At 74.6% G+C, this 11,192-nt stretch carries 10 protein-coding genes and 2 pseudogenes; 7 read left to right on the forward strand and 5 right to left on the reverse strand.

Going from position 1 to position 11,192, the window contains the following annotated elements; all coding sequences use genetic code 11:
* Together ETD96_RS31870 and ETD96_RS31875 are read right to left on the reverse strand one after the other, a co-directional pair.
* Positions 1–1,371 (reverse strand): PTS transporter subunit EIIC (locus ETD96_RS31870; RefSeq protein WP_138640198.1); only part of this gene is annotated, 1,371 nt, incomplete at its 3' end.
* A 14-nt stretch (positions 1,372–1,385) separates the two neighbouring features.
* Positions 1,386–2,135, reverse strand: a complete 750-nt coding sequence (locus ETD96_RS31875; RefSeq protein ID WP_138640199.1) for a GntR family transcriptional regulator — start codon at positions 2,133–2,135, stop codon at positions 1,386–1,388.
* A gap of 450 nt (positions 2,136–2,585) precedes the next feature.
* On the opposite strand from ETD96_RS31875, the gene nagA reads away from it, so the two are divergent.
* The 7 genes and pseudogenes from nagA (at position 2,586) to ptsP (ending at position 8,191) form a co-directional block, all read left to right on the forward strand.
* Positions 2,586–3,746: an N-acetylglucosamine-6-phosphate deacetylase gene (nagA, locus tag ETD96_RS31880; protein WP_138640200.1), complete on the forward strand. Its 1,161-nt coding sequence runs from the start codon at positions 2,586–2,588 to the stop codon at positions 3,744–3,746.
* Entirely contained in the window at positions 3,743–4,783 is a 1,041-nt protein-coding gene (locus ETD96_RS31885) for an SIS domain-containing protein (protein WP_138640201.1), read from the forward strand. The genes nagA and ETD96_RS31885 overlap by 4 nt, the downstream gene beginning before the upstream one ends.
* Positions 4,784–4,805: 22 nt before the next feature.
* Positions 4,806–5,042, forward strand: a pseudogene (locus tag ETD96_RS31890) (PTS sugar transporter subunit IIB); the annotation flags it as partial.
* 32 nt (positions 5,043–5,074) lie between these two features.
* Complete coding sequence (locus ETD96_RS31895; protein WP_138640203.1) at positions 5,075–5,524, forward strand: PTS sugar transporter subunit IIA; 450 nt, start codon at positions 5,075–5,077, stop codon at positions 5,522–5,524.
* Positions 5,525–5,542: 18 nt separating this feature from the next.
* The gene (locus tag ETD96_RS31900) at positions 5,543–6,220 is read left to right on the forward strand and encodes an HAD family hydrolase (RefSeq protein ID WP_138640204.1); all 678 of its coding nucleotides are present in this window, start codon (positions 5,543–5,545) and stop codon (positions 6,218–6,220) included.
* A 13-nt stretch (positions 6,221–6,233) separates the two neighbouring features.
* Positions 6,234–6,506, forward strand: coding sequence for an HPr family phosphocarrier protein (locus ETD96_RS31905; RefSeq protein ID WP_138640205.1), 273 nt, complete (start codon positions 6,234–6,236; stop codon positions 6,504–6,506).
* A gap of 2 nt (positions 6,507–6,508) precedes the next feature.
* On the forward strand, positions 6,509–8,191 hold the full coding sequence (ptsP, locus tag ETD96_RS31910; RefSeq protein ID WP_138640206.1) for a phosphoenolpyruvate--protein phosphotransferase: 1,683 nt from the start codon (positions 6,509–6,511) through the stop codon (positions 8,189–8,191).
* 3 nt (positions 8,192–8,194) lie between these two features.
* Here ptsP and ETD96_RS31915 read toward each other — a convergent pair whose 3' ends face one another.
* The 3 genes and pseudogenes from ETD96_RS31915 to ETD96_RS31925 form a co-directional block, all read right to left on the reverse strand.
* Entirely contained in the window at positions 8,195–8,710 is a 516-nt protein-coding gene (locus tag ETD96_RS31915; RefSeq protein WP_138640207.1) for a hypothetical protein, read from the reverse strand.
* A 71-nt stretch (positions 8,711–8,781) separates the two neighbouring features.
* Complete coding sequence (locus ETD96_RS31920) at positions 8,782–10,428, reverse strand: glycoside hydrolase family 3 protein (RefSeq protein WP_138640208.1); 1,647 nt, start codon at positions 10,426–10,428, stop codon at positions 8,782–8,784.
* Between the two features lie 377 nt (positions 10,429–10,805).
* Positions 10,806–11,192 (reverse strand): annotated as a pseudogene (locus ETD96_RS31925) (ATPase); the annotation flags it as partial.

Raw genomic sequence — 11,192 nt, forward strand, 5'->3', positions numbered from 1 at the left:
GTCCTGCGGTTCGGCGGTGCCCTTCCGGTCGCGCTTCTTCTTCTTCTTCTCGCCCTTCTCCCCGCCGGCGAGCTCCGGGCTGGCGGCCGGGTCGGCGGCGGTCGACTCCTCGCCCTCGGGCTCCCGGCCCGGGGTCGCGAAGTTGAACCGCGTGATCAGGAATCTGAAGATGAAGTAGTAGAGGAAGAAGTACAGGACGCCCATGCCGAGGATCAGCAGCAGCCCCGACGTGTTGTCCTTGCGGGCGTTCAGCAGCAGGTCGATGCCGCCGGCGGAGAAGCCGAAGCCGAGCTTGGCGCCGGCCGCCTCCAGCACGGCCATCGAGATGCCGGTGAGGACGACGTGCACGCCGTACAGGACGGGCGCGACGAACATGAACGCGAACTCGATCGGCTCGGTGACGCCGGTGACGAACGCGGTCAGCGCGGCGGAGATCATGATGCCGCCGACCGCGGGGCGCCGGTGCTTGGGCGCGGCGTGCCACATCGCGAGGGCCGCGCCGGGCAGGCCGAACATCAGCACGGGGAAGAACCCGGCGAGGAAGCCGCCCGCGTCGGGGTCGCCGGCCAGGTAGCGGTTGATCTCGCCGTGGACGACGCCGCCGGGGGTGTTGTAGTCGCCGAACACGAACCAGATGAGCGAGTTCGGGATGTGGTGCAGGCCGAAGGGCAGCAGCAGCCGGTTGATGACGCCGTAGATGCCGGCGCCGGCGGCGCCCGCCCCGGTGATCCACTCGCCGGCGTCGGTGAGCCAGCTGCCGAACAGCGGCCAGATGAAGCCGATCAGGATGCCGAGCGCGAGGCCGGCCACCGCGGTGATGATCGGCACGAACCGGCGGCCGCCGAAGAACGCCAGCCAGGTCGGCAGCTTGATCCGGTAGTACCGCTGGTAGAGCAGGGCCGCGATGACGCCCATCAGGATGCCGCCGAGCACGTCGGTCGGGTTCTTGGCGCCCCAGTCGATGACCTGCGCCTGCGCCCCGTCCGCCACCTTCGTGATGAGGACGTTGCCCTTGAGCTCGTCGGTGTGCGAGAACATGATCTTGGAGACCCGGTCGAAGACCAGGTACCCGACCACGGCGGCGAGCGCGGTGGAGCCGTCGGACTTCTTGGCGAAGCCGATCGCCACGCCGACGGCGAAGAGCAGCGGGAGCGCGGCGAACAGCGCGTTGCCGGCCTCACCGACGATCTCGGCGATCCGGTCCCAGCCGAGCCCGTCGGCGCCGAGCATGTCGGCCTGGCCGAAGCGCAGCAGCAGCGCGGCGGCGGGCAGCACGGCGATCGGCAGCATGAGGCTGCGGCCGATCCGCTGCAGCACCGCGAGGGTGCTGGACCCGCGCCGCGGCGCGGAGTCCACTGTTGTCGCAGTCATCGCGAGGTTCCTCCTCAGGGGTGTTCGGAGTGCGGCGGGGGGTTTCCGAGGGCCGTGTGGATCTGGTAGCGGTCCGCCCGGTAGGTCGACACGCCCAGCTCGGCGCACACCCCTCCGGTGTACGAGCGGCGTTGCAGGAGCAGCACGGCGCTGCCCCGGGCGATCTGCAGGTGCCTGGCGTCGGTCGCGTCGGCCAGGCTGGCGTCGATGGTCTGGTCGCCCGCGTCGAAGACCAGCCCGTACACCGCTTCGAGGACGCCGTAGAGGGAACGGTCGGCGAGCCGGCGGTCGAGCAGGTCGGGGGCGAGGGCGGCCAGGATGTGCGCGCGTTCGAGGGCCATGGGCTCCCCGTCGGCGGTGCGCAGGCGCTCGATGACGTGGATCTGGGTGCCGGGTTCGACGTCGAAGATGCGGGCGAGCCGGGCGTCGGCCGGGACCGTCCGCCGGTCGAGGTCGATCGCGCCCGGCCGCAGCCCGCGGGCCAGCATGTCCTCGGTGAAGGAGACGAGCCGCAGCGGCATCTCGATCTTGGGCCGGGCGACGAAGGTGCCCTTTCCGGGGACGCGGTAGAGCCGCCCCTCGGAGACGAGCTGGTCGACGCCCTGCCGGACGGTCATGCGGGAGAGCCCGTACCGGCCGCACAGCTCGCGCTCCGAGGGGATCGGGGCGTCGACGGGCAGCTCCGCGCTCTCGATGAGGTCGAGCAGGATCGCGCGGAGCTGGAAGTACTTCGGTACGGGACTGTGCGGATCGATGGTGGTCACGGGGGTCCTCGATGGCCGGGGGCCGGATCGACGGGGTTCGCCGGGTTTCGACGGAAGAGTGGACTGGCGGTGATTGAGACGGTATGCGATTTGGTTCGTACTGGTCTAGGCCGGACTAGACCACATGACCGAAAGGCATGTCAATGCACGAATTTGTAACGACCTGGTCACGCCGCGACGACGTCAAGATCGAAGAATCCGCAGGTCAGGGCGCCCTCGCGGATGCGGCGTCCGCTTTGGCCGGCTCGTCCTGACCTCTTCGGGCCGCCGCCGCGGCGACCGGCGTCCGACCTCCGTGCGGGGCCGCATCGCCGCCGGACGAGTTTCGCCCCGCATCTTCATCTCCATCCGATTCGTGGAGTATGGTGCGTACTGGTCTAGTCCGGACTAGACCAGTTGACACGGAGGAACCGGCCCCCGCGACCGATCGCGTCACAGAGAGCGCGCACCATGGCATCACTACTGATCACGGCCTCCCGCATGATCATCACCCCCGCCGAGGGTCCTACCCGCGTGGTCTCCCCGGGATACGTCCGGGTGGCGGACGGGGTCATCGCCGAGGCCGGCGAGGGACGTCCCGCCGGCGCCCCCGACCTCGACCTCCCCGACGGACTGCTCGCGCCCGGCCTGGTCGACCTCCAGGTGAACGGCTTCTACGGCCACGACATGGTCGACGCGGACGAGGCGGGCTGGCGCACCGTCGTCTCCCGGCTCCCCGAGACGGGCGTCACCGCGTTCCTCCCCACCTTCATCACCGCGCCGGTCGAGACGCAGGCCGCCGCGCTCCGCCGCACCCGCGACCTCCTGCCCGACCTCCCCGACGGAACGCGCGTCCTCGGCGTCCACCTCGAAGGCCCGTTCCTGTCGGAGCAGCGCAAGGGCGCGCACAACGCCGCCCACCTCACCGACCCGACGCCCGAAGCGCTCAAGACGCTGCTGGAGACGGGCCTGGTCAAGCTGGTCACGCTCGCGCCCGAACGCGACGGCGCGCTGGAGGCGATCCGCGCCCTGACCGCCGCCGGGGTCCTGGTCAGCGTCGGGCACAGCGCCGCGACCGCCGACCAGACCGCCGCCGCGGCCGACGCCGGCGCGCGCATGGTCACCCACATCTTCAACGCGCAGACCGGCGTCCACCACCGCGACCCGGGCGTCGCCGTGCAGGCGCTCATCGACGACCGGCTCAGCCCCGGCCTCATCCTCGACCTGCACCACGTGTCGGGGAAGGTCGCGCAGCTGGTGTTCCGCGCCGCGCCCGGCCGGGTCGTGCTCGTCACCGACGCCGCGTCCGCCGCCGGGATGCCGCCCGGCACCTACGACCTGGGCGGCGAGCCCATCACGATGCCCGAGCAGGGCCCGCCGCTGCGCGCCGACGGCACCATCGCCGGGTCCGGCCTCCGGCTGGACGAGGCGGTCGGCAACGCGATCGGCCTCGGCATCGGCACGGCCGCGGCGGTGGACGCCGCGACACGGATTCCGGCCGACCTCATCGGCCGTCCCGACCTCGGCCGGATCGCGCCCGGCGCCGCCGCCGACCTCGTGTGGCTGGGGCCGGACCACCGGGCGCGTACCACGTGGGTGGGCGGGCAGAAACTCTTCGAAGGGGGATCATGACCAGTCAGATGCGCGCCGAGATCGGCGAGCAGCCGGACGCGCTGCGCCGGACGATCGACGCGCTCCTCCCGCGCACCGCGGACCTCGCGGCGCTCGCGCGGGAGACCCGGCAGGTGCTGTTCATCGCGCGCGGCTCGTCCGACAACGCCGCGGTGTACGGGCGGTACCTGGTGGAGTCGCAGGCGGGCCGGCTGGCCACCCTCGCGGCGCCGTCCATCGCCACCGCCTACAAGCGCAAGCTGGACCTGGACGGCGTGCTCGCCGTCGCGATCAGCCAGTCCGGCAAGACCGAGGAGATCGTCGAGACCCTCGACTGGGCGAAGGACTGCGGCGCCCGGACGGTCGCGGTCACCAACGGCGCCGGCTCGCCGCTGGCCGAGGCCGCCGAGGTCGCGCTGGTCACCGAGGCCGGCGACGAGATCGCCGTCCCGGCCACCAAGACCTACACCACCCAGCTCGCCGCGCTGTCGGTGTTCGGGCTCGGGCTCGGCGCGGACGTCGCCGCGGGCGACCTGCGCCGCGTCCCGGACGAGGTCGCGCGGATGATCGAGCTGACCGAGGCGTCGCCGGCGCTGCCGGAGATCGTCGCCGAGCTGGCGAAGGTCCCCGGCGCGGTGGTGTCCGGGCGCGGCATCGCGTTCGGCACCGCGCTGGAGCTGGCGCTGAAGATCAAGGAGGCGTGCTACCTGCACGCCATGGGCCTGTCCTACGCCGACCTGCTGCACGGCCCGATCGCCGTCGTGGACGCGCAGACCCCCGCGCTGCTGGTCGCCGCCGACAGCGGGCCGACGCTGCAGGGCACCGTCGCGCTGGCCCGCCGCGTCGAGGGCGCCGGCGCCCGCGCGTTCGGCGTCGGCGGCGGCGCGGAACTGGCCGCCGCGTGCTCGGCCGCGCTGCCGGGCCCCGCCCTGCCCGAGTGGGTGGCCCCGCTCGGCCTCATCGTCCCCGGCCAGATCATGGTCGAGAACCTCGCCCGCCGGCTCGGCGTCGACCCCGACGTCCCCCGCGGGCTCAACAAGGTCACCCAGACCGACTGACCCCCGAGCGAGAGAAGAGAAGGACATGGACAAGGCCGAGGCCATCATCGCGGCGCTGGGCGGCGCGGACAACATCATCGAGATCGAGCCCTGCGCCACCCGGCTGCGCACCGAGGTCGAGGACGGGGACAAGGTCGACGAGGCGGGCCTGAAGAAGGCGGGCGCGTACGGCGTGATGCGCAGCGGCGGCGTCGTGCAGGTCGTCGTCGGCCCGGACGCCGACACCATCGCCAGCGACATCGAGGACATCCTCGACTGACCCCAGCCACAGGACCTAGGGAAGGCCCTCCCATGACCCGAGTACTGTCCCCGGTCACCGGCCGGGTCGTCGGCCTCGCCGGCGTCCCGGACCCGGTCTTCGCCCAGGCCATGGTGGGCCCGGGCACGGCCGTCGACCCCGAGCGCGCCCCGGGCCAGGCCATCGCGCCCGTCACCGGGAAGATCGTCAAGCTGCATCCGCACGCCTATGTCGTGGTGGACGCCGAGGGCCACGGCGTCCTCGTCCACCTCGGCATCGACACCGTCAAGCTGAAGGGCGAGGGCTTCGAGCTGCTCGCCGCCGAGGGCGACGAGGTCACCGCCGGGCAGCCGGTCGTCGGCTGGAACCCCGCGGTGATCGAGGCGGGCGGCCGCTCGCCGATCTGCGCGGTGGTCGCCCTGGACGCGGGCGCCGACGCCCTGTCGGACGTGGCCGAGTCGGGCGAGGTGACGAAAGGGGCCGAGCTCTTCACATGGAGCTGAGCACATGGAGCTGACCGGATGGCGGTGATCGGACTCGGCGCGGCGGTGTTCGACCTCGACGGCACCCTCATCGACACCGAGCCGCGCTACCGGGTGATGTGGTCGCGGCTGTTCGACGCGCACGGCGTCCCGTGGGACGACGCCCTGATCGGCTCGTTCGCGGGGCGGCGCGGCCTCGAGGTGCTGCGCGACCTCGCGCACCTGTTCCCCGGCCGGAAGGTCGAGGAGCTGTTCGAGCAGGCGGTGTCCTACGAGGCGCTGCCGGGGATACCGGCGGTCGCGCCCGTCCCCGGCGCCGTCGACCTCGTCCGGTCGCTGGCGGACGCGGGCGTGCCGCTCGCCGTGGTGACCTCGGGGCAGCGCCCGTACGCCGAGCGGCTGCTGGCCGAGCTCGGCATCCGCGATCTGCTGGACCTGGTGGTGACCGCCGGGGACGTCGTCACCGGCAAGCCGCACCCGGAGGGCTACCTGGCCGCCGCGCGCGACCTGGACGTCCCGCCGCAGGAGGCGGTCGGGTTCGAGGACGCCCCCGCGGGCGTGGCGGCCGTGAAGGCCGCGGGCATGACCTGCGTGGGCGTCATCACCACGCAGCCGGCGGGCGCGCTCGCCGGGGCCGACCACGTGGTGGCCGATTTTCAGGAAGTGGACGTCGTGCCGGGCCCCGCGCTGCGGGTGCGGGGCCTGACACTGAACTAGCGAGGAGTGTGCCGTGACCGAGCGCAACGTCAAGATCGAGTCCAGGGTGGGGCTGCACGCGCGGCCGGCCGCGCTGTTCGTCCAGACCGCGGCCAAGGCCCCGATGGACGTGACCGTGGCCAAGCGCGGCGGCGCCCCGGTGAACGCCAAGAGCATCCTCGCGGTGCTGGGGCTGGACGCCCGGCACGGGGAGGAGATCGTCCTGTCCGCGGACGGCGAGGGCGCCGACGAACTGCTCGACAGCCTGGAGAAGCTGCTGTCGGCGCCGGAGCCCGAGGAGGCCTAGGGGTGGCGGGCGTACTGCAGGGCGCGGGAGTCAGCCCGGGGGTCGGTGCCGGTCCGGTGCTGCGCGTCGCCGGGGACGTTCCGGAGCCGCCGGCCGGCGACCGGCACGGCGGGGACGCGGCGGCGGAGCGGGCCGCGGCGCTGGCCGCGCTGGAGGCCGTCGCCGCCGATCTGGAGGCGCGCGGGGAGCGCGCCGCGGCGGCCGGCAACACCGACGGCCGGGACGTGCTGAACGCGCAGGCGCTGATGGCCCGCGACCCGGGCCTCGCCGACGGCGTCGGCGCGAAGGTCGGTGAGGGCGTCGCGGCCGCGCGCGCGGTGTTCGAGGCGTTCGGCGTCTACCGGGAGATGCTCGCCGGGGCGGGCGAGTATCTCGCGGCGCGCGTCGCCGACCTGGACGACATCCGCGACCGCGCGGTCGCCCGGCTGCTCGGGCTGCCGGTGCCCGGCGTCCCGGAGTCCGACGAGCCGTTCGTGCTCGTCGCCCGGGACCTGGCCCCGGCCGACACGGCCGTGCTCGACCCGGCGCAGGTCGTCGCGTTCGTCACCGAGGAGGGCGGGCCGACCAGCCACACCGCGATCATCGCCCGCACGATGGGCGTGCCCGCGGTCGTGGCGCTGCCGGGCGCGGTGTCGCTCGCCGACGGCACCCGCGTGCTCGTCGACGGCGCCGCCGGGACCGTGCGGATCGACCCGTCGGAGGAGGAGGTGCGGTCGGCGCGCGCCGCGGCCGCCGCCCGGGGGTCCGCGCTCGCGGAGTTCACCGGGCCGGGCGCGACCGCCGACGGCCACGAGGTGCCGCTGCTCGCCAACATCGGCGGGCCGAAGGACCTGGAGCAGGCGCTGGCGAACGGCGCCGAGGGCGTCGGGCTGTACCGCACCGAGTTCCTGTTCCTGGACCGCGCGACCCCGCCGTCCGACGCGGAGCAGGAGGAGGCGTACCGCAAGGTGCTGGAGGCGTTCCCGGCGGGCCGCGTGGTCGTCCGGACGCTCGACGCCGGTGCCGACAAGCCGCTGGCGTTCCTGCCCGCGCCCGGCGAGGAGCCGAACCCGGCGCTCGGCGAGCGGGGCGTGCGGATGTCGGTGCGGCACCCGGACGTGCTGGCCGCGCAGCTCGCCGCGCTGGCCCGCGCCGCCACCGACCTGACCGTGAAGCTCCAGGTCATGGCCCCGATGGTGACGGACGCGGCGGACGCGGCCTGGTTCGCGGGGCAGTGCCGGGACGCCGGCATCGAGCATCCCGGCGTCATGATCGAGGTGCCGGCGGCCGCGCTGCGCGCCCGCGACGTCGCCGCCGAGGTGGAGTTCTTCAGCATCGGCACCAACGACCTGACGCAGTACGCGTGCGCGGCGGACCGGCAGGTCGGCGGCCTCGCCCGCCTGCAGGACCCGTGGCAGCCCGCCGTCCTCGACCTGGTCGCCCCGGCCGCCGCCGCGGGCGTCCCGTGCGGGGTGTGCGGGGAGGCGGCCGGCGACCCGGCGCTCGCGTGCGTGCTGGTCGGGCTCGGGGTGACGTCGCTGTCGATGAGCGCCCCGTCGCTGCCGCTGGTGCGGGCCGCGCTCGCCAAGCACACCCTGGAGCAGTGCCGGGAGGCCGCTGCCGCGGCGCGCGCCGCGCGCACGGCCGGGGAGGCCCGCGACGCCGCCCGCGTCCACCTGCCGGGTCTCGCCGACCTGGGGCTGTGACGGTCAGACGGTGATCTGCCAGTAGGCGCCGGTCTTGCGGAGGGTGAAGCTCGCCGCCAGCGGCCCGCCCGCGCGGGCGGGCTCGCCCTTCCAGGCCAGGTCCTCGAAGCGGACCGTGTACTCGCCCTCGCCCGGCCCCGGCTCGCAGGCGGGGACGGACACGCCGCGCAGCGCCGCGATGTCCTGCGGGCGCAGCGTCGCGCGGGCCGCCGCGAAGCCGGTGCGGCACGCGGCGGGCCCGCCGAACGCCTCCCGCTGGTAGGCGGGCGTCAGGTAGGCGCAGACCTTCGGGTTCCCCGCCGCGACGCCGCGCAGGTACTTGAAGAGGGCGAGCCGCGCCGGGAAGGTCTCCTTCGCGGACGCCGTCGCGGCCGTGGACGCCGGCACGTCGAAGAACTGGGAGTCGCCGGGCTCGGGGGTGAGCGGCGGCATCGTGACCTCGTCCTGCCCGCCGCAGGCGCCGAGGCCCAGCAGCGGGAGCACGAGCAGCGCGGCGGCGAGCAGCGGACGGGCGTACACGGCGACCTCCCTGGGGGGAAGAAGGCGGCCTGATCCTCCCAGGAAGCGGCCCCCGCGTCCATCGGCCCGGGCTACGGGTAGCCGAGGCCGTGCCCGGCGGGCTGCCCGCCGGCGGGGACCGGGAGCTTCCCGGTCGGCTTCACCGCGCCGCTGAGCACTCCCGCCAGGGCGTTCACCGACACCGTGCTGGAGGAGTAGGCGGCGAGCGTCGCCTGCGCGCCGCCGGACGCGTCGAGGTCGTAGGGGCGGCCGAGCGCGGCGACGACGACGGGCTTCGAGCCGAGCGCGCGGACCCGGGACGCGGTCGCCGCCCCCGCGTTGTGCGTGGTCAGCACGATGACGTCGGCGGCGCCGGGAGCGGCGGTCGCGACGCCGCGGCTGCGCAGCGCCGCCTGGAGCCGCGCGGCGTCCGGCCCGGTCACGGCGACCTTCTTGCCCTTGAGCGGCAGCAGCCCGCCCTTGTTGCGGACGAGGGTGATCGAATGCTCGGCGACCCGCCGGGCCGCGGCCGTGTTCGCGGCCGTGCCGACCGCCGCGCTCGCCTTCGCCGGGTCGGCGGCCGTCCCGTCGAACAGGCCGCGCCGCTGCTTGAGCCGCAGGATGCGGGTGACCGACTCGTCCAGCCGCTTCTCGCTGATCTTCCCGGCGCGGACGGCCCGCAGCACCGCGTTGTAGGCGCGCGGCAGGCTCGGCGGCATCAGCAGCTGGTCGGCGCCGGCGCTGATCGCCCGCACCGGGACGCCGGCGTCGCCGTACTTCTCCCGGACGCCCGCCATCTGCAGCGAGTCGGTCGTGATGACGCCCTGGTAGCCGAGCTTGCCGCGCAGCAGCCCGGTCAGCACCGTCTTCGACAGCGTGGACGGGTCGCCCGACCGGTCCAGCTTCGGGACGACGAGGTGCGCCGTCATGATCATGTCGACGCCGGCCGCGACCGCCGCCTTGAACGGGGGCGCGTCGATCCGCTCCCACTCGCTCGGCGAGTGCTTGATGACCGGCAGCCCGGTGTGGCTGTCGACGGCGGTGTCGCCGTGCCCGGGGAAGTGCTTGGCGGCGGCGGCGACCCCGGCGTCCTGGTAGCCGCCGACCGCGCCGGTGACCAGCTGGGCCGCGAGCGCCGGGTCGGAGCCGAACGAGCGCAGCCCGATGACCGGGTTGCGCGGGTTCACGTTGACGTCGGCGTCGGGCGCGTAGTCGAGGTTGATGCCGACCGCGCGCAGTTCGGCGCCGGTGACGCGGGCGGCGGCGCGGGCGTCCTCCGGGTTCCGGGTGGCGCCGAGCGCCATGTTGCCGGGGAAGCGGGTGATGAACGGGGTGCGCGACACGATGCCCTGCTCCTCGTCCACGCCGAGCAGCAGCGGGATCGCGGACGCCTTCTGCAGCGCGTTGGACTGCGCGGCCGTCTTCGCGGGGGAGCCGAAGTTCTGCGGGAAGTAGATGAGGCCGCCGACGTGGTACTTGCGGATCTTGGCGAGGGCGTCGGCGCGGCTCGCGAAGGTCGGCACGAACAGCTGCCCGACCTTCTCCTGCACGCTCATCTTCGCGACCCGGGCGGCGACCCACGCGTCCGGGGCCGGTGACGCCGCCTGCGGCGAGCCGGACGGCGTGCCGGATCCGGCGGACGGCGTCCGCCCGCCCTTGCCGCTCCCGCCGCCGCAGCCCGCGATCCCGCCGATCAGCAGGGCCGCCGCCGCGACCGCGAGGGAACGTGAAGCACGCACCTGACCAGGCCCCCCGACGTGGTCTCGGTTCCTCGGTCGCATCGGACGCCCGCGACGCTAGCCGCTCCCCGGCGCGCTGTCGACTCGATCTCCGGGCGCGTCGCGCACGTCACTACGGGAGTTCGCACGGGTCGCGCGGGGGCGGTCGCGCGCATGAGGGACGGCTCAGCGGGTTCTCGCGGCGACTGCCGTCCCACTGGCCACAGCGTGATCACGATGGACCCCTGACTCACCGGAGTCGGGCGGATCGTGTGGGGGTCCATCGCGATGAACCGGACGGCCGCGGTGCCGTCCATCCGTGCACCGGCCGGGCTGGGTCGGGGAGCAGCCGGACCGGGGGCCGGGCTTCGGCGGGTTCCGCCGTGCGGGCGGACCGCTCAGCCGGGCAGGGGGTGGCCGAGGCGGCGCAGCGCCATCCCGGCCGCGCCGACGGCTCCGTCGCCGGCGCAGCGCGGCGCCTCGTCGAAGCGGTCGCGCAACCCGGTGCGGACCGCCTCGGCGACGGGGCCTTCGCGGAGCACCGAGCCGTGCATCACGACCGGCGCCCCCGGATCGGACAGGGCCGGGCGCACCGCGTCGACGTCGCGCAGCAGCCACTGCGCGGCCTCGTCGGTGATGCGCCTGGCCACGGGATCGCCGGCGGCCGCGGCGGCGGCGACCACCGGGCCGAGCCGGCCGAGGGCCGCGGGCGGGCGGCCGTAGACCTCCTTGATGATCGCCTGGGCGAGCCGGGGGTTCGGCGGGGTGCCGGGCAGTGCGGGGTA

This window comes from Actinomadura geliboluensis (genome assembly GCF_005889745.1).
GTDB lineage: Bacteria > Actinomycetota > Actinomycetes > Streptosporangiales > Streptosporangiaceae > Spirillospora > Spirillospora geliboluensis.

Excerpts from the sequence above, each read along its gene's own strand:
- ETD96_RS31900 (WP_138640204.1), top strand. The coding sequence starts at position 5,543 with ATGGCGGTGATCGGACTCGGCGCGGCGGTGTTCGACCTCGACGGCACC.
- ETD96_RS31895 (WP_138640203.1), top strand. The coding sequence starts at position 5,075 with ATGACCCGAGTACTGTCCCCGGTCACCGGCCGGGTCGTCGGCCTCGCC.
- ETD96_RS31885 (WP_138640201.1), top strand. The coding sequence starts at position 3,743 with ATGACCAGTCAGATGCGCGCCGAGATCGGCGAGCAGCCGGACGCGCTG.
- nagA (WP_138640200.1), top strand. The coding sequence starts at position 2,586 with ATGGCATCACTACTGATCACGGCCTCCCGCATGATCATCACCCCCGCC.